The sequence below is a fragment of the Alcanivorax hongdengensis A-11-3 genome (assembly GCF_000300995.1).
Classification (GTDB): domain Bacteria; phylum Pseudomonadota; class Gammaproteobacteria; order Pseudomonadales; family Alcanivoracaceae; genus Alcanivorax; species Alcanivorax hongdengensis.
The window spans coordinates 89,712-106,679 of sequence record NZ_AMRJ01000012.1 but is presented as its reverse complement, the minus strand read 5'-3'; the positions used below and the strand labels follow the sequence as shown (position 1 = coordinate 106,679).

General features: G+C 63.3%; 16 protein-coding genes. 5 read left to right on the top strand and 11 right to left on the bottom strand.

Annotated elements, in window-relative coordinates:
* From A11A3_RS09370 to A11A3_RS09350, 5 genes are all read right to left on the bottom strand, one after another.
* A partial coding sequence (locus tag A11A3_RS09370; protein ID WP_008929051.1) for a hypothetical protein occupies window positions 1-727 on the bottom strand: 727 nt, incomplete at its 3' end.
* Between the two features lie 175 nt (window positions 728-902).
* Window positions 903-4,046 carry an efflux RND transporter permease subunit gene (locus A11A3_RS09365; protein ID WP_008929050.1) on the bottom strand — a complete coding sequence of 1,048 codons (3,144 nt, stop codon included), beginning with the start codon at window positions 4,044-4,046 and terminating at the stop codon, window positions 903-905.
* A gap of 114 nt (window positions 4,047-4,160) precedes the next feature.
* Complete coding sequence (locus A11A3_RS09360; RefSeq protein WP_008929049.1) at window positions 4,161-5,351, bottom strand: efflux RND transporter periplasmic adaptor subunit; 1,191 nt, start codon at window positions 5,349-5,351, stop codon at window positions 4,161-4,163.
* 160 nt (window positions 5,352-5,511) lie between these two features.
* Window positions 5,512-6,729 carry a TolC family protein gene (locus A11A3_RS09355; protein ID WP_008929048.1) on the bottom strand — a complete coding sequence of 406 codons (1,218 nt, stop codon included), beginning with the start codon at window positions 6,727-6,729 and terminating at the stop codon, window positions 5,512-5,514.
* A 57-nt stretch (window positions 6,730-6,786) separates the two neighbouring features.
* Window positions 6,787-7,098 (bottom strand): hypothetical protein, encoded by a 312-nt coding sequence (locus tag A11A3_RS09350; protein ID WP_008929047.1) that lies wholly within the window; start codon window positions 7,096-7,098, stop codon window positions 6,787-6,789.
* Window positions 7,099-7,237: 139 nt separating this feature from the next.
* On the opposite strand from A11A3_RS09350, the gene A11A3_RS09345 reads away from it, so the two are divergent.
* The 4 genes from A11A3_RS09345 to A11A3_RS09330 all read left to right on the top strand — a co-directional run bounded on the left by A11A3_RS09345 (window position 7,238) and on the right by A11A3_RS09330 (window position 10,492).
* A complete protein-coding gene (locus A11A3_RS09345; RefSeq protein WP_008929046.1) occupies window positions 7,238-7,666 on the top strand; it encodes a PaaI family thioesterase in 429 nt (142 codons plus the stop codon).
* 188 nt (window positions 7,667-7,854) lie between these two features.
* Window positions 7,855-8,304 carry a response regulator gene (locus A11A3_RS09340; RefSeq protein WP_008929045.1) on the top strand — a complete coding sequence of 150 codons (450 nt, stop codon included), beginning with the start codon at window positions 7,855-7,857 and terminating at the stop codon, window positions 8,302-8,304.
* A gap of 36 nt (window positions 8,305-8,340) precedes the next feature.
* Window positions 8,341-9,780 carry a PAS domain-containing sensor histidine kinase gene (locus A11A3_RS18160; RefSeq protein ID WP_040296985.1) on the top strand — a complete coding sequence of 480 codons (1,440 nt, stop codon included), beginning with the start codon at window positions 8,341-8,343 and terminating at the stop codon, window positions 9,778-9,780.
* The gene (locus A11A3_RS09330) at window positions 9,770-10,492 is read left to right on the top strand and encodes a DUF6901 family protein (RefSeq protein ID WP_008929043.1); all 723 of its coding nucleotides are present in this window, start codon (window positions 9,770-9,772) and stop codon (window positions 10,490-10,492) included. Before A11A3_RS18160 ends, A11A3_RS09330 begins: the two co-directional genes overlap by 11 nt.
* On the opposite strand, the gene A11A3_RS09325 is transcribed toward A11A3_RS09330, so the two are convergent.
* Entirely contained in the window at window positions 10,467-11,408 is a 942-nt protein-coding gene (locus A11A3_RS09325; protein WP_008929042.1) for a transporter substrate-binding domain-containing protein, read from the bottom strand. The genes A11A3_RS09330 and A11A3_RS09325 overlap by 26 nt on opposite strands.
* Window positions 11,409-11,679: 271 nt before the next feature.
* On the opposite strand from A11A3_RS09325, the gene A11A3_RS09320 reads away from it, so the two are divergent.
* Complete coding sequence (locus A11A3_RS09320) at window positions 11,680-12,066, top strand: cupredoxin domain-containing protein (RefSeq protein WP_008929041.1); 387 nt, start codon at window positions 11,680-11,682, stop codon at window positions 12,064-12,066.
* Here the strand turns inward: A11A3_RS09320 and A11A3_RS09315 are convergent.
* The 5 genes from A11A3_RS09315 to A11A3_RS09295 all read right to left on the bottom strand — a co-directional run bounded on the left by A11A3_RS09315 (window position 12,063) and on the right by A11A3_RS09295 (window position 16,922).
* Window positions 12,063-13,172, bottom strand: a complete 1,110-nt coding sequence (locus A11A3_RS09315; protein WP_008929040.1) for an ABC transporter permease — start codon at window positions 13,170-13,172, stop codon at window positions 12,063-12,065. The genes A11A3_RS09320 and A11A3_RS09315 overlap by 4 nt on opposite strands.
* Window positions 13,169-13,471, bottom strand: coding sequence for a hypothetical protein (locus A11A3_RS09310; RefSeq protein WP_157375537.1), 303 nt, complete (start codon window positions 13,469-13,471; stop codon window positions 13,169-13,171). The genes A11A3_RS09315 and A11A3_RS09310 overlap by 4 nt, the downstream gene beginning before the upstream one ends.
* Window positions 13,472-13,607: 136 nt before the next feature.
* Entirely contained in the window at window positions 13,608-14,195 is a 588-nt protein-coding gene (rsmD, locus tag A11A3_RS09305; RefSeq protein WP_008929038.1) for a 16S rRNA (guanine(966)-N(2))-methyltransferase RsmD, read from the bottom strand.
* Window positions 14,167-15,579 (bottom strand): M16 family metallopeptidase, encoded by a 1,413-nt coding sequence (locus A11A3_RS09300; protein WP_008929037.1) that lies wholly within the window; start codon window positions 15,577-15,579, stop codon window positions 14,167-14,169. The genes rsmD and A11A3_RS09300 overlap by 29 nt, the downstream gene beginning before the upstream one ends.
* Window positions 15,576-16,922 carry a M16 family metallopeptidase gene (locus tag A11A3_RS09295; RefSeq protein ID WP_008929036.1) on the bottom strand — a complete coding sequence of 449 codons (1,347 nt, stop codon included), beginning with the start codon at window positions 16,920-16,922 and terminating at the stop codon, window positions 15,576-15,578. Before A11A3_RS09295 ends, A11A3_RS09300 begins: the two co-directional genes overlap by 4 nt.
* Window positions 16,923-16,968 lie beyond the last annotated feature (46 nt).

The window sequence follows — 16,968 nt, the reverse complement described above, 5'->3', positions numbered from 1 at the left end:
CCCTCCCTATGAGCTTCCTGAAGGATGCAAGGTAATTGATAAAACCAGATAATGAATCATCATCCCACTCCATATCAAGATCTACTATTTTCCCAACAATCTCCCTCAAATGCATGGAAGGTTCGACCCCAACATATCTTAAAAAGGTCGACATAAATACCACCATATTATTTGGCCTAAAGTCCCACTCATCTAACCCTGATTCCTCCTCTTCATGCAAATCCATTTTCAATGAAAAGAAAGCCCTCCTCCCTACTTCTTCTAGAACATTGCCCTCTCTACAAAAAGGACTAAAGTAACGCGGACCGTTTCCCGGAAAAACCTTTCTATAGAACATTGATTTGTCAATCGTATTTTTATCAAAAATAATATGTTCAAAATCCTCTAGCGCTTCAGAGATATACTTTCTGTGAGCCAAATACCCATTATAGGCATTTACCTCCTTATCCATGACCATCCTTTCATGTGCTTGCACTGTGGCATGCATCCTAGCCAAAAGCGCAATTACAGCTACAGACAACGCAACAAATGGCACCAAATCTTTTGACAGGCCTAGAAACCGTCTCATTCCCAAGGCAGAAAAATCAAAGCTTTTATCTGACAAGGAAAATAACCACACGAATAGTATAACGAAAGTCAAAATAAGTATTGACCACCTAAAAACCGCCTGATCATGAAGTGGGCCAGAATTAAAAATCTCCTTTCCAACTCTCTTACTCTCGACCACGGCCTATTCTCCTTTAAAAAAATCTGCCCCTTTGCCAACCTAATCGGCTCCAACAAAAAAGCCGCCAAACCGGCGGCTTTCCGCCCCTCGCAAACACCAACTTAAACAATGTCTGCGAGGGGTGAGTTGTGACTTGATTATTAAATAGTCTCCATAACGGGTCAAATTGCCCGCCTCACCGCGTTAACTCCTCCACTTTGCGCTTCGAAAACACCCCATAAAGACTCGGCAACACCAACAACGTCAGCGCCGTTGCCGACACCAAGCCACCCACAATCACCACCGCCAACGGTCGCTGCACCTCACTACCAACACCAGTAGCCAGCAACATGGGAATCAGCCCCAGCATGGAGGTGAGTGCGGTCATCAATACCGGACGCAACCGTGAGACGGCGCCTTCGAAGATGGCGGTGTCCAGGGCCTCGCCATCGCGCAGGCGATGATTGATGGCTTCCACCATCACCACCCCATTGAGCACCGCCACGCCGAACAGGGTGATAAAGCCCACGGAGCTGGGTACGGACAGGTACTGGCCACTGAGGGCCAGGGCGAGGATGCCGCCGATGAGCGCCAGAGGGACGTTGACCAAGATCAGCGCGGCCTGGGCCACGGAGCCGAAGGCGAAGTAGAGCAGCAGGGCGATCAGGCCGACAGCCACGGGGACCACCATGGCCAGGCGTTGCTGGGCGCGCTGCTGGTTTTCGTACTGGCCGCCGATGTCGACGCTGTAGCCGGCGGGCAGGTCCACGTTTTTATCGATGGCCTGCTGGATGTCGGCGACCACGGAGCCCATGTCGCGCCCGGCCACGTTGGCCTGGATGACCACCCGGCGTTGCACGTCGTCGCGGCTGATCTGCGGGGGGCCGGAGACCAGGCTCACGTCTGCCACATCCATGAGCCGCACCCAGGCGCCGTCGGCGGCCTTGAGGCGCAGGTTGCGGATGGCTTCGGCGTCCTGGCGGGCGTTGCGTTCCAGCCGCACATAGATGTCGTAGCGTTCGTTGCCGTTGATCACCTGCCCGGCACTGCCGCCGCCCAGGCCGTTGCTGACCAGATCCATGACCTGATTGACGCTCAGGCCATAGCGGCTGAGGGCGTTGCGGTCTGGTGTGACTACCAGCTGGGCTTCGCCGGCGATCTGTTCCAGTTGCACGTCGGTGGCGCCGTTGACGGCTTTCACCGCCTGGGTGATGGCTTCGCCTTTTTGCTGTAGCACTTTCAGGTCCGGGCCGAACAGTTTGATGGCCAGTTGCGCTTTGACGCCGGAGAGCAGTTCGTCCACGCGCATGGCGATGGGCTGGGAAAAGTTGAGCAGCAGGCCGGGATGCTTTTGCAGTTTCTGCTCGATCTTTTCCTGTAGCTCCAGGCGGTTGCCGGCGCTTTGCCATTCGCTCACCGGTTTCAGGCCGATGTAGATTTCCACGTTGCTGACCGGCTCCGGGTCACCGCCGATTTCGGCGCGGCCTACCCGGCTGAGCGCGTAGGTCACCTCCGGGAAGGTCATGATTTCCTTTTCCAGTTTCTGGCCGACCTGCTGAGCGGTGTCGAGGCTGGAGGATGGCGCCAGGGTGACACGCAGGTCCAGGGTGCCCTCTTCCAGCACCGGCACGAACTCGGTGCCAATAAAGGGGGTGGTGGCCAGAGCCAGGGCCAGCAGGCCCAGGGCGCCGCCGATGACGACCTTGCGCGCCTTCATGGCGTTGGCCAGCACGGAGCGGTAGCGCGCCTCCAGCCACTGCATGAGTTTGTTGGGCTTTTCTTCCACGCCGTGGCGGAACAGGAAGGTGGCCAGCGCCGGCACCACGATCAGCGCCACCATCACGGCGGCGGCCATGGCCAGCATGATGCTGATGGCCATGGGCACGAACATTTTCGCCTCCACCCCTTCGAAGGCGAACAGGGGCATGAATACCACCAGGATGATGCCGGCGGCGAAGAACACCGGCCGCGCCACTTCCTGGGCGGCATCCTTGACGCGCAGTACGATGCCGCCTTTGGCATCGTGGCCGCCTTCCACCCGGCTCAGGTGTTTGAAGATGTTTTCCACCATCACCACCGAGCCATCCACCAGCATGCCGATGGCCACGGCCAGACCGCCCAGGGACATGAGGTTGGCGGACATGTCGAAGCTGGCCATGACCAGCAACGCCAGACCAATGGACAGGGGAATGGACAACAGCACCAGCACGGTGGCGCGGATATTCATCAGGAACAGGGCCAGCACGATGACGATAAACAGGAAGGCCAGCAACAGGGCGGTGACCACGGTGCTGACGGCCTTTTTCACCAGGTCCGCCTGGTCGTAGAACACCTGGAATTCCACGCCGTCGGGCAGGGCCTGCTGGATGCGCGCTTCGCGGGCCTTGATGCCGTCGATGGTGGCCTTGGTGTTGGCGCCCATGCGCTTGAGCACGATGCCGGCCACCACTTCGCCCAGCGCTTGCGGGTCGCCGTTGGCATCGCGGCGGGTCATGGTGAGGGCGCCCTGGCGGATCTCGCCGCCGAACGCGACCCGGGCCACATCACTGACACGCACCTGGGTGCCGTCCACCTCCTTGAGGGGGATGGCAGCGATGTCCTGCAGGCCCTGCTCGCCGTGGCCGACCCAGCCCATGCCGCGAATCACCTGTTGCTCGGCGCCACGATCCAGATACCAGCCGCCGGCGTTGCGGTTGTTGGCGGCGATGGCATCCATCACCTGTTGCAGGGTCAGGTCGTAGGCCAGCAGGCGGGTGGGATTGACGTTGACCTGGTACTGGCGCACTTCGCCACCGAAGCTGAGCACATCGGTGACGCCACCCACCGGCATGAGCAGCAGCTTCACCACCCAGTCGTTGAGGCTGCGCAGTTGCATGGCATCGATACCGGAGCCGGGCTTGGCGGTGAGCAGGTATTGGTAGACCTGCCCCAGCCCGGAGGTGTTGGGGCCCATTTCCGGGGTGCCGACACCCTCGGGGATATCCTCGCGGGCCGCCTGCAGGCGCTCGAACACCAGCTGGCGGGCGAAGTAGATATCGGTGCCGTCCTCGAACACCACGGTGACGATGGACAGGCCGGTCTTGGAGATGGAGCGCACCTCCGCCACCTGGGGCAGCGCGTACATCACCGCCTCGATGGGGTAGGTGATCAGCTGCTCCACCTCTTCGGCGGCCAGCCCTTCCGCTTCGGTGTTGACCTGCACCTGGACGTTGGTCACGTCCGGGAAGGCATCCAGTTTCAGGTTGGGCAATTGCCAGCCGATCACGCCGATGGTGATGACCAACAGGATGAGCACAATCAGACGGTTGTTCACCGTCCAATCGATCAGTTTGTTGAACATGGTGGTCTCCTGGACCCGACGATGTTTTTTCTGCAAGCCTGTCTGACAGGTCCCCTCTCCCTTGAGGGAGAGGGGAGAACACACTCGCAGAAGCCGAAACACCGGCGAATTCGATTAGTGGTTGTGGATTTCAAAACCGGACTTGGCCATTTCGCTGGCCAGGAAGAAGGCGCCGCGGGTAACCACCCGGGTGCCGGCGTCCAGGCCACTGACGATGCGGCGGTTTTCCAGCTGGCCATTGAGTTCCACTTCCACCGGCTGGTAATGGCCGGGCTCTTTTTCCACGAACACTTGCCAGTCGCCATCCGGGCCACGGGTGAGTGCCTCTTCCGGCACGGTGAGCGCGCCGTCGGGCGCCGGCAGGGACAGGGCCACGTCGGCAAACATGCCCGGGTGCAGCCGGTGGTGATCATTGGGCACCGCCACGCGCACGGCCAGGGTACGGGTGACCGGGTTGAGCCGGTGGCCCGCCTGGATCACCTCGCCGGCCACGGTGGTGCCGCCAATGATCACACTGGCCCGAGTGCCGATGGGCACCTGCAAACCGGGCTGTGGCGGCAGGGCGGCTTCCGCCCACAGTTGCGATTCGTCCACCAGGGTCACCAGCGGGCTGCCGGCCTTGAGCCATTGGCCCTGCTGGAAGGCATCTTCCAGCACCAGGCCGTCGTCCGGGGCGGTGAGGGTGTAGACGCCCTGCTCACTGTTGCCGGCTTCGATGGCGGCCAGGGCCGCGTCATCCAGGCCGTAGCCCCGGGCGCGGGCACGCAGGGACTGGTACTGGCCCTGGGCATCCAGGAAGCGCTGGTTACCGACGGTGCGCCGGCCCAGGCTTTTGACCCGGCGCCACTGGTCCGCGGCCACCTGCAGGTCGCTCTGCAGCTGCGCCATCTGCGGGCTGAACAGGGTGGCGATGGGCTCGCCCTGTTTGAGGTGCTGGCCCAGGGTGGCGCTGCGGGCGCGCACCTGGGAGTCGATGCGTACCGGCACGACCCAGGTACGGTACTGGTTGCTGGTGATTTCCGCTGGTACGCGCAGGGTCTGGCGGGCGTCCTGTTCGGCGGCCAGGGTGATGACCTGCAGTTGCAGCATCTGCCGCTGGTCGGCGGTGAGTTTCAGGATACCTTCGTCGTGGACGCCTTCGTGCTCTTCTTCAGCGCCCGCTTCATGGTTGTGCTCATCATGCTGCTGGGTGCTTTTTTCGTTGTGATCATGGCTCTCGGTTTGCTCGGCCCATAGCGGGGTGTTGAGGGCCAGAAGCAGTGCCAGGGCCAGTGGGGATGTTTTGAACAATGTCTGCGTTTTCATAAATAGATTCCGTTTTTTCGAGAGGGAACCCCCTCTGTCTCCCCCTCGTTGAGGGGGAGGACCATTACTGTCGCGCCGTGCCCCTCTCTCACCGAGGGTGGTGGACCGTGACTGTCGCGCCGTGCCCCTTCCCATTTCCAAGGGGAAGGCCGGGATGGGGTTAGCGAAAGTCATTGAGCCAGTCGTCGAGCTGGGCGCTTTGATAGAGCCACTGCAGCCAGGCCTGCTGCATGGCTTCGCACAGGGCAATGCCGGACAGGCGGGTCTCCAGGCGCTGGTTGAGGGCCTGTAAATAGTCCTGGGTGGTGAGCTCGCCCTGGCGCCAGACCCGCTCCAGCAGGTCGTCGCTGCCGGCCAGGCTGTCGCCGGTAAGGCGCTGCCAGGTCTGCCAGCGATGGCGGCGTTGCAGGTAGGTCTGCCGGGCGCCCTGCAGGGCGGCGCGGGCATCATTGCGGGTTTTGGCCAGCTGGGCCTGGCGCTGGTCCTGGCTGGCCAGGGCGGCGCGGTAATCGGCCTTGCCGGTGTTGAAGACCTTCAGCGGGACACTCAGGTCCACGCCCCAGAGCCGGTCGTCACCCTCCTTGCCCAGGCGCAGACCCAGGGAGGGATCGCTGTTGCGGGCCTTGTCGGCCAGGGTGACCTGGCGCTCGGCCAGTTGCTGGCGCAGGTCCGCCCGTTGCAGCGCGTAGCTGTGCGGCAGGCGGCTATCCACCGGGGCCGGCTCGGCCAGCCAGCGGTCCACGGCGGGCAAGGCCCGGGCCGGCCTGGCCACCGCCAGCCCCTGTTGCAACGCAGTGGTGGCGGCGGTGGACTGCGCTTCCGCGTCGGCCAGCTTTTGTTGCGCCTGGGCCAGCGACAGGTAGGCCAGCTGGGCGTCCACCTGGCCCAGGTCGCCGGCCTGCTCGCGGCGGCGGATCAGGTCGGTGAGGTCGGTGAGCTGCTGTTCCTGCTGGCGGGCGGCGGCCAGCCGCGCGCCGGCAGCATCGAAGCGCACCAGGGCGTCGAGGGCGTCGGCCAACAGCCGGGCGCGGGCCTGGCCGGCCTGGTTGTCCACCAGATCCATGCGCAGGGTGGCGCTGTCACGGGCGGCCCGGGCCTTGCCGGACCAGTCCAGCGTCTGGCTGAGGCCCACGGTGCGGGTAATATCGGCGCTGTCTTCATAGCCGATATTGAGGGCCGGGTTGTAGAGCGGCTGGCTGGCCGCTTCGGTTTGTGCCCGGGCCTGATCGCGGGCGGCGTTGATGGCGGCGCTGGCGGGCAACGCGCTGACCTGACGCTGCACCCAGCGGGCCCATTCATTACCGGCGGCCTGCACGCCGGGGGCGCACAGCAGCACGGCCAGTAGTGCGCTGGTGCGCACCACGGTTTTCGATTCCATGGGAATCTCCTGATTGTTCAGTCGGAAATCACGCGCCGGCGCAGGCCGGGCGAGGGTTTACGAAAGGGCAATCAGGATGGGAGGGCGATAGGGATTGTCCGCCGGGGAATCCGGCATGGGGGGCCGTGCCGCCACCTGGGGGGCGACGGGGGCGGGCAACTGGCTGGCCGGGGTGGCGGCGATGGCCAGGAAACCGTGGCACTGGCAGCAATGGTCGCTGCCCTGATCGAGCACGTCGGCCTGGGCCAGCTCACCGGCGGCCTCGCTCTGGGTCACGGACACACCCTGATCGTGGCCGTGGTGCAGGGTGTCGAGCACCAGCACGTGCAGGCCAATGATGGTCAGTAATGTGAATACCCAGGCTTTCATGCGAGATCCGTCAGGCGTGGAGCCATTACTCTATTGATAATGATAGACAACGGTCAAGGCCGGCGGTTCGCACGGTCATGACATTGGCGCAGGCTTTGCGGCAAAGTAAGCGCCGTTTCCATTGGTACCGGGAGTTCCCATGAGTCATTTTGATGCCACCCGTGACGAGGTGCTGGCCCTGCCCTTTCACCGGGCCTGCGAGCTGTCGGTGGCCCACGCGGAAGCCGGCGTGTGCCATACCCGCTTTCCGGTCAACGCCTTCACCCGCAACCCGGCCGGCGCACTGCACGGCGGCATTGTCTACGCTCTGCTGGATGTGACCTGCTTTCTGGCGGTGATGACGCAGCTGGCCGAGGACCAGCATGCGGTGACCATTGAAACCCACACCAGCATGTTGCGCGCCGCCAGCGATGGCGAACAGGTCGAGATCCGTGCCCGGGTGGATCGCCTGGGCCGCACCCTGGCGGCCATGCGCGCGGAGGTGTTTGCCCTGGGCGAGGATGGCCGCGAGCGGCTGATCGCCACCGGCTCGGTAACCAAGGCGGTGTTGAGTGGCCGCAAACGCTGATTTGCTGCTGATTGGCATTCATTTTCGGCGCTTCCTGACAGGCGGGCCAACGGGCGCCCTTACTGGCCCCGCCTGACCGGTACGGTCAATTGAGCTCCCTTTTCCGCCGGCGTATCGTTTTCAGTAACGAGGCCTGGCGGGCCCGGCAGGGACGTCCGGGTTGGCAGTAATACAGAGAGGGACAAGCCATGTATCAGATCATGGTCGTTGATGATGAAGACTACATCCTCAAATCACTGAGCCGCACCCTGAGAGCCCACACCGACTGGAGCGTGGAAACCTACACCAGTTCCATGGAGGCCCTGCGCCGGGCCCGCACCACGGTGTTCGATGCGGTAATCACCGATTACATCATGCCGGAGCTGAACGGCCTGGAGCTGCTCAAGGAAATCCGCGAGATCCAGCCCGATGCCATTCGCATTCTGCTCACCGGGGTCATTGATATCGACACCCTGATGTCGGCCATCAACGAAGCCGGTGCCTTCCGCTTTATTCCCAAACCCTGGGAAGACGACCAGTTGCTGGACAGCATTGGCGACGGGCTGAAATTCCGCGACATCATTCTGGAAAACAAAATGCTCGCCGAGACTGTGCGAGAACAAAAAGAAGCCCTGAAGAGCATGGGTTACAAGGGCTAGCGAAAATCAGTCATCGGGAAGGGGCCCGTGACCAACATGAATATCCTGGAAAACCTGAACAGCCAGGGGCTTTTTCTTGTCAGCTCCACGGTGATCCTGCTGATCATCATCTTCTTTCTGTACAAGACCTACCGCAGCTCCATCAATGTGGAGGCGCGACTGGCGGAATTCTCCTCACTGACCGACAACCGTTTCGGCCGCAAGCTGCGGCTGATCGAGGTCAACGCCGACGAGTTCAAACTCAACAAGCAGGTGCTGGGGCCGCTGGCGCGCATCATCGACGAATACTGCGTGATGACCACCGACGACCACGGCACCATCACCTTTGCCAACCACAAATTCCTGTCACTGAGCGGCTTCAACTTCAACGAACTGATCGGCCGCCCGGAGAGCATCAACTTCCCCGAGCAGGACGATCTGGCCGACGCCCGTATGGAAAGCCAACATGCCCGCCAGGGCGTATGGAATGGCGAGGTCTGCAACCGTCGTCAGGACGGCTCGCTCTACTGGATGAATATCTTTATCTTCCCGCTGTCCTATATCAGCGATGAGGATCAGGGCTATATCTGCTTCGGCACCGACATCACCCACATCAAGGCACAGAACAACGAACTCAAGCAGGCAGTGCGCGACCAGGAGCAGAAGATCAGCGAAGTGGAAACCCTGCTGCTGCATTCCGAAAAGATGGCGTCACTGGGCACCATCTCGGCGGGCATTGCCCACGAGATCAACAACCCCATTGCCAGCCTGGCCTCCAACCTGAATCGCTGCCAGGAATATCTGCAGGCCCTGGCCAGCATTACCGAAGGGCTGCGCAAGCGCATCAGCGATGAAAAATTCCGCCAGTTTCTGGAAACCGGCAACCTGCCGGTGAACCGGGAAGACAAGCTGGATTTCATTCTTGCCGATTACCCGGAGCTGATGGCGGAAACCCACGACGGCATTGACCGCATCAAGAAAATCATCCGTGACCTGAAGCATTTTTCCCGCAACAAGGATGAAGATTTTTCGCCGGTGGATCTGGCTCGCTGTGTAGATATTTCCCTGAACCTGGCCCACCACGAGCTCAAGCATCGCATTGCCATCACCCGCTACTTTGCCCCGGATTTGCCAACCATCAACGGTTCGGAAAGCCAGCTGGCCCAGGTACTGATGAACCTGCTGGTCAATGCGGCCCAGGCCATCGAGGGAGAAGGGGAAATCGTCATCAGCGCCACCGCCGACGACAAGTGGTACCAGCTGACCGTGAAGGATGACGGCCCCGGTATTCCCGCCGAGACCCTGGCGCAGATTTTCGAGCCGTTCTTCACCACCAAGCCCATCGGCCAGGGCACCGGCCTGGGGTTGTCGATCTCCCAGGACATCATCAAGCGTCACGGCGGCACCATGAGCGCGGACAGCAGTGCCGGCAAGGGCACCACCTTCTACATCCGCCTGCCGCTGGACCGTAACGGCCAGTCATCCCATGCGGCCTGATATCTGCTATGACCTGCGCAATCGCGCCGGTCAACAGCAACGCATTCCGTTGCACCTGCACCCGGACGATCACAGCCTGCAGGTGCCGGCGGACTTCGAGGCGCCGCACTGGGCGCGGCTGGAGTATCACCAGTGCAGTCACTGCCCGCTGAGCCAGGACGAATACCGGGACTGCCCGGTGGCCCGCAATCTGGCCTGGCTGCTGCCCGACCATGAGCTGGGCCCCTCCCACGAGCGCATTGATCTGCGCGTGGATGCCCACCAGCGCCGCTACCAGATGGAAACCAGCCTGCAACGGGCACTGGGCTCACTGTTCGGCCTGGTCTGTGCGCTCAGTGACTGCCCGCATACCCGTTTTTTGCGGCCCATGGCGCTGTTTCATCTGCCGGTGAGCAACGAGACCGAAACCCTGGTACGCACCGCCAGCCTCTACCTGCTGCAACGCTATATCGCCCATCGCCATGACCCGGCGATCCCGGTGGATCTGGATGAACTGAACGAACAGTACCGGCAACTGAATGTGCTCAACCGCTGCTTTGTGGAACGCTTTCGCGGGCGCCAGTCGGATGCCCCGGTCAACGCCATGGTGTTGCTGCAGGTGCTGAGCCGGGACATGAAAGGGGAGCTGAACGAGCTGCTGGAATCCCTGGCGCCGCTGTTTGATACCGGCGACGCCGGGGCCGCGATTACTGAGCCCCCTGGTAACGATTGACCAGGGCGCGCCAGTCATCGCTGGCGAGGATACTCAGCAGCGCCTGATCCAGGGGTTCACGCAAGCGGGAGCCGTTGGCCACGGCAATGGCGTAGCTCTCTTCACGGGCCAGTTGCGGCAGCACCAGCACATTGTTGTCGTGGCGTTGGCGCAACATGTAGCGCATTACCGGCGCATCGTAGACCACCGCATCCACCTCCCCCAGGGCCACGGCCCGCATGGCCTGCTCGATATTGGGATAGGGCTGGAAGCGAATACCCTGACCATCGAGCCACTGGGCGGCACTGGTGCTTTGCACCGTGCCCACCTTCACCCGTGGCAGATCGGCGACGCCGGAGACCCGGGTCTGTAACTGATTGACGGTGACACTGGAGGCAATGGCGGCGGTAAAACCGGAAATGGTGATGATGCTGGCAAACATCCAGACCAGGCCGATGGTGCGCCCGGCGGCGGTCACCGGCGCCTTGTCACCATAGCCCACCGTGGTCATGGTCACCGCCGACCACCAGAAGCCGCTGCCGATGCCCTGGCGCACGCTGCCGCCGAATTGTTCCGGGTTGCGGCGGCGCTCCAGCAGCCAGACCACGAAACCCACCAGCAACAGCACCAGCCCCAGTGCCAGCACCGCGGACAGGAACTTCCAGCTGAACAGGCTGCGCAGGGTGGCCATCCAGCCGGACGGGCTGGTGCGGGTGGCAATGCCCAGGCCGGCGCGGAACATGGGCTGGGTAAAGTCCAGCCGCCGCTCCCGGTCGGCGGTGACACTGATGGCACCGATGGCCACATCCGCCTGGCCCTGCTCCACGGCATTGAGCATGTCGCCAACACTCTTGTAGGGACGCAGGCGGTAATCCTGCCCCAGTTGGCTGGCAAGCTGCTCCCACAGCTCCACGCTGATGTGGCCAGCGGTCGCCATCCTGGTAACTGAAAGGCGGCGAGGCCTTCACCGCCACGGTCAGCGGCGCCGCCTGCAACAGGCCGGCGGAAAACAGGAAAAGACAGAACAGGAAAATCCGGGATACGCTATGGCAAGCCTTGGACACGCGCCCTCCTTCACTCTTATGCATGACACCCTCGTTAGCGACACTCAACCCCGCCGCTTCTTATGGCATTTTGCAGGCATTTTATTGCTTGTTGCCTGCACTCAGGGTAGCCATGCCCACGGCATAGTGCCAGACGAGGTGACCATGGCCGCCGGCAGTGCGCTGCGCCAGGCGGGCACGCTGGAGCCCCTGACGCTGCAATACGACGGTCAGTGGCAACCGCAGACGATCACCCTGCCGGAACAGGCGGCTCGGCGGCTGACGCTGGTTAACCATAGTAATGACTGGCACCTGATGGCACTGGGCAGCGAGACCTCGCTGCGCGATCAGGCCCTGATGCATCGGCTGATGCCGGACCTGCGCAAGGACTTCCCCAACACCCGGCTGCTGGAAGCCGGCGGCCAGGCAACGCTGGACTGGCGTTTCGATGAGCCGGGGCACTTTGCCATGCGCTGCATGCGCCCGGACCATCAGGACCGGGAGGCGCCACTGCTTATCACCGTGAAAGGCCCCGCCGGCGCCCGGCGCTAATCCAGCCGTTTATGCACCCGCAGGGTGGCCACCACCATGGCCACCAGGGCAAACACCGCCAGCGCCACCAGGTCCACCCACAGATCCCCGAAACTGGCGCCGCGCAGCATGATACCGCGCACCAGGCGCACGAAGTGGGTGAGTGGCAACACCTCGGCAATCCACTGGGCCAGCTTCGGCATGCCCTCGTAGGGAAACATGAAACCGGACAACAGCAGCTGCGGCAGGAAGGTGAAAATGGCCGCCTGCATGGCCTGAAACTGGCTGCTGACGAAGGTGGAAATGAAGATACCCAGCGACAGGGTGGCAACGATAAACACCAGCGCCGAGGCGTAGAGATCAAGCAGGCTGCCGCGCACCGGCACATCGAAGATGAAGTAGCCCAGCATCAGGATCAGGGTGGTTTGCACCAGCCCAATGGCCACGAAGGGCAACACCTTGCCGATGGTCAGCTCCGCCGATGACAGCGGCGTGGTGATGAGAAATTCCTGGTTGCCGTGCTCGCGCTCACGCACCAGGGCAATGGCGGTGAACATCACCATGGTCATGGTCAGGATCACGCCAATCAGCCCGGGCACGGTGTTGAGCGGCGCATCGCGCTGGGGATTGTAATAGGTGGCCACCTGCACCTGGGGCGTGGGCGTGGCGATGGCCTGGCCGCTGAGAAATTCACGCACCGGGAACTGGCTCATCTGCCGGGCGGCCTGCTGCACCACCTGGTCGGAGCCATCCACCAGTACCTGGATCACCGGCCGGCCGGGCCGGGCCAGCCGTTGCTCGAAGTCCGCCGGAATCACCACCGCCACTTTCACGTCGCCGCTTTCCAGCGCCCGGTTGGCGGACGCCGGGGTGGGCAGGGTGTCGCGGAAATCCAGCACCTGGGACTGGCGCAACTCGTCGAGCAGCTGGCGGCTGTGGCTGGTCTGCGCCTGGTCCACCACCGCCGCCGGCAGGCCACGCACATCCAGGTTGATGGCATAGCCGAACAGGATCAGCTGCATGGTGGGGATGCCGATGATCATGGCGTAGGTGAGCCGGTCACGGCGCAGCTGGCTTATCTCCTTGAACACCACCGCCAGCAACCGGCGCAGGTTGAAGCCGGTCATGATGGCTGGCCCTCCCGGGCCTGCTGGTGGTGGGTGGCGGCCACGAACACGTCTTCCAGATTGGCGTCGGTGGGCGCCACGCTGGCGTTGATGCCGGCACGTCGCAGGGCCTGATCGATGGTCTGCTGACGATCCGCCTCGGTAACCAGCACGCGCAGGCTGGCGCCGATCTGCACGCTGGAAAACACCCCATCCAGATCACGGATGACCTGCTGGGCCTTGCGCGGCGTGGGCGTCTGCACCAGCAGCGGCACCGCCGGCAGTTCGTGCTTGAGTTGCTCGGGGCTGCCTTCGGTCATCAACCGCCCCCGCTGCAAAATGGCCAGCCGGTGGCAGCGCTCCGCCTCGTCCATGTAGTGGCTGGTGACCAGCAGGGTGGTGCCCCGGTCGGCCAGGGTGAACAGCTCCTCCCAGAAATCACGGCGCGATTGCGGGTCAGCCGGCGGGGTTGATCCGGTACAGGCAGGCGCGGATTTCGCCGCTGCTCTTTTCCCGGTGCAGCTGCCAGCCGGCGGGCACTGCCGGCGCCGGCTGCTGACGGCGGGATTCCACGTAGACCCAGCCGTTATCCGCCAGCAGGCCCCTGGCCTGCAAGGCCGCACAGGCCGGCTCGGCCAGGCCCAGGTCATAGGGCGGGTCGACAAAGACCAGGTCAAAGGGGCCGCTGGCCCGCTCCAGCCAGCGCAGCGCATCGGCGCATTCCACCCGCACCTTGTGGTCGAACAGTGGCTTGAGCTGGTGCGACAGGTCGGCGCAGCGCTCGCGCTTTTTCTCCACCACGGTGGCACTGGCGGCACCGCGGCTGAGCGCCTCGGCGGCCAGGACGCCGGAGCCGGCAAACAGATCCAGTACGGCCATGCCGGGCAGCTCGAACTGCAGCCAGTTGAACAGGGTTTCCCGCATGCGATCCGAGGACGGGCGCAGGTCGCCACCCTGGTCGACGAAGTGCAGGCGCCGCCCTCGCTGCGCCCCGCCGATAATGCGTACCTGTCCCTTACGGGTGTTGTTGCCCGGTTTTGCCATCACTGTCCTGCGGTGTGTCGGGAATAATGTGCGGTGCCTTGGGGCCGATGCTGACGATGGCCAGATCATCCGGGTTCACGGTGCGCTGGAACGCCCGGCGAATATCGTCGGCGGTGACTTTCTGCACGGCGGCATTGAACTGCTGCAGGTAATCCAGCGGCAGGTCGTAGAAGCCGATGGCGCCAAGCTGGCCGAGGATATCACTGTTGTCGGCGGTACCCAGCGCAAAGCTGCCCAGGATACTGGTTTTGGCCGCCTGCAGCTGCGCCTCGGTGGGCCCGTCATTGATGAACTGGCGGATCAGGTTGAGCGTCAGGGTCAGTGCCTGGTCGGCATTCTTGTTGGCGGTCTGCAATTGCACGGTGAAGGGACCCCCGGCGGCCATGGGCTGGAAGGCGCTGGTAATGCCGTAGACATAGCCGCGCTTCTGGCGCACCTCGTCGGTGAGGATAGAGGCAAAACCGCCGCCACCGAGAATCTGGTTGCCGACAAACAGGGCCACATGGTCCGGGTTGCCGCGCCAGGTGGCCTGATTACCGATCAGGATATGGGTCTGGCTGGACGGGAAGTTCAGGTGTTTCACCTGACGCTCGGCCAGCGGTTTGGCGCGTGGCAGGGCCGGTGCCTTGGGTCCTGCGGGCAGCGCCTGACTGATGCGGTTGGCCAGGGCCTCGGCCTGCTGGCGATCAATATCGCCGACCAGGGCGATCACCGCATTACCGGCGGCGTAATAGCGCTGATAGAAGTCGGTGAGCTGCTTGCGCTCGATGGTCGGCAGGCTCTTGAGGGTGCCATCGGACGGGTGGGCATAGGGGTGCGCCCCGAACAGGGTGGCCTGGAAGGCGTCACCCACCTGCGGGCCGGGCACCTGCTGGTTCATGCGCAGGCCCTGCATCATCTGGGCGCGGATGCGATCCAGCGAGCTCTGCGGGAAATCCGGCTGACCGATCACCCGGCAGAACAGATCCACCACCGGGTCGCGGTATTGCGGGTCGGACAGGGTACGCAGGCCGATGATGCCCATGTCGCGGTAACTGCTGGCGGAAAAGTTGGCGCCCTGGTCTTCGAAGCCGCGGGCGATGTCATCCACGCTCAGGCCGTTGGCGCCCTCGCCCAGCAGGGCATTGGTCATGGACGCCAGCCCCGGGGTGCCGCCATCACGGGCGGAGCCGGCATCCATCACCAGGCGTACATCCAGCATGGGCAGGGCATCGCTGTGCACAAACAGCACCCGGGCACCACCGTCGGTGTGCCAGGCCTGGATATCCAGTTTCGGGGCGGCGGGCTCGGCCTTGGCCACCGCCTTTTCGGTGTGCGGGAAGCTGGTACAGGCGGCCAGGGCCAGCAGGCCGGTCAGCGCCGCCAATCGCAGAATCATTTTCATTGGCCGCTCTCCTGGGGTTGGGCTTGCACATTCTCGGGTTGCACATAGGCGATGGTGCGGCGCTCCGCCGTAAGCCACTGGCGGGCCACGCGCTGCACGTCTTCGGCGGTGACCTTGGCCAGGTTGTCACTGAATTGTGCGGACAGGCGCCAGTCGAGCCCCAGGGTGCTGAGCATGCCCAGTTCCATGGCCTGGCCCATGACCGAGTCACGCTGGTAGATCTGGCCGGCCAGCACGCCGGCGCGCACCCGGTCCATTTCCGCCGGGTCCGGCTTGCTCTCGGCCAGCCGTTTGACCTCGGCCAGCAGGCCGTCTTCCACCTGCTTGAGGGTCTTGCCCGGCGCCGGCGTGGCGGTGATGTTGAAGGTGCCATCGCTCCGTTGCAGACCGTCGTAGTTGGCACCGGCGCCGGCCACCAGCTGCTGGCCGCGCACCAGGTCGGTTTCGATGCGGGCACTCATGCCGCCGTCGAGCACGCCGGCCAGCATGGTCAGGGCGTAGAAGTCCTTGCTGTCCGGCGCGGTTACCAGCGACGGCACGTTGTACATCATATACAGCGCCGGCACGCGCACCGGCAGCTGCAGGTTGATGCGGCGTTCACCGGCCGGCGGGCGCACGCTCTGGCTGGGCCGCGGCGGCGTGTGGCCGGCCGGCAGCGAGGCAAAGTACTTGTCCACCAGCGGGCGCACCTGGTCTTCGGTGACATCGCCGGCGATCACCAGGGTGGCGTTGGACGGCACATAGAAGCGGTGGAACCAGCTGCGCGCCTGCTCCGGCTGCAGCTGGGACAACAGCGCCTGCCAGCCGATGGGCGGGTGGGAATAGCCGGTGCCCGGGCGCGCCACCGCCTGGAATTTTTCCCAGGCCAGGGCATTGGGGTTGTCGTCGGTGCGCTGGCGGCGCTCCTCGAGCACCACCTGCAGTTCCTTCCTGAAGGCATCATCGTCAATCTTCAGGTTCTTGAGCCGCTCGGACTCCAGCTCCAGCGCCAGCGGCAGGCGCGAGGATTCGTACTGCTGGTAATAGGCAGTGTAGTCATAGCTGGTAAAGGCGTTATCCACGCCGCCGTAACGGGCCACGGTCTTGGAGAATTCGCCGGGGCCCAGGTGCTTGGTGCCCTTGAACATCATGTGCTCAAGCAGGTGTGCCAGCCCGGCTTCGTGGGGGGCCTCGTCGATACTGCCGACCTTGTACCAGACCATCACGGTCACCACCGGAGCGCGATGGTCCTCGCGCACCAGCACTTTCAGGCCGTTATCGAGGGTATATTCATGGGTGGTCAGCGCGGCACTGGCCGCACCACAGGCTAGAAGGCTTATCGCCAGCAAAAGAAATCGCAACATGGGTCGCCCGGTGTCATTGTCGTTAGTGTTCGGCCCCGAGGCCTGC

Bases quoted from the DNA above. Each gene is read 5' to 3' on its own strand.
- A11A3_RS09360 (WP_008929049.1), bottom strand. From the start codon at position 5,351: ATGAAAACGCAGACATTGTTCAAAACATCCCCACTGGCCCTGGCACTG.
- A11A3_RS09365 (WP_008929050.1), bottom strand. From the start codon at position 4,046: ATGTTCAACAAACTGATCGATTGGACGGTGAACAACCGTCTGATTGTG.
- A11A3_RS09320 (WP_008929041.1), top strand. From the start codon at position 11,680: ATGGCCGCCGGCAGTGCGCTGCGCCAGGCGGGCACGCTGGAGCCCCTG.
- A11A3_RS09325 (WP_008929042.1), bottom strand. From the start codon at position 11,408: ATGGCGACCGCTGGCCACATCAGCGTGGAGCTGTGGGAGCAGCTTGCC.
- A11A3_RS09345 (WP_008929046.1), top strand. From the start codon at position 7,238: ATGAGTCATTTTGATGCCACCCGTGACGAGGTGCTGGCCCTGCCCTTT.
- A11A3_RS09340 (WP_008929045.1), top strand. From the start codon at position 7,855: ATGTATCAGATCATGGTCGTTGATGATGAAGACTACATCCTCAAATCA.
- rsmD (WP_008929038.1), bottom strand. From the start codon at position 14,195: ATGGCAAAACCGGGCAACAACACCCGTAAGGGACAGGTACGCATTATC.
- A11A3_RS09355 (WP_008929048.1), bottom strand. From the start codon at position 6,729: ATGGAATCGAAAACCGTGGTGCGCACCAGCGCACTACTGGCCGTGCTG.
- A11A3_RS09315 (WP_008929040.1), bottom strand. From the start codon at position 13,172: ATGACCGGCTTCAACCTGCGCCGGTTGCTGGCGGTGGTGTTCAAGGAG.
- A11A3_RS09295 (WP_008929036.1), bottom strand. From the start codon at position 16,922: ATGTTGCGATTTCTTTTGCTGGCGATAAGCCTTCTAGCCTGTGGTGCG.
- A11A3_RS18160 (WP_040296985.1), top strand. From the start codon at position 8,341: ATGAATATCCTGGAAAACCTGAACAGCCAGGGGCTTTTTCTTGTCAGC.
- A11A3_RS09300 (WP_008929037.1), bottom strand. From the start codon at position 15,579: ATGAAAATGATTCTGCGATTGGCGGCGCTGACCGGCCTGCTGGCCCTG.
- A11A3_RS09310 (WP_157375537.1), bottom strand. From the start codon at position 13,471: ATGACCGAAGGCAGCCCCGAGCAACTCAAGCACGAACTGCCGGCGGTG.
- A11A3_RS09350 (WP_008929047.1), bottom strand. From the start codon at position 7,098: ATGAAAGCCTGGGTATTCACATTACTGACCATCATTGGCCTGCACGTG.
- A11A3_RS09330 (WP_008929043.1), top strand. From the start codon at position 9,770: ATGCGGCCTGATATCTGCTATGACCTGCGCAATCGCGCCGGTCAACAG.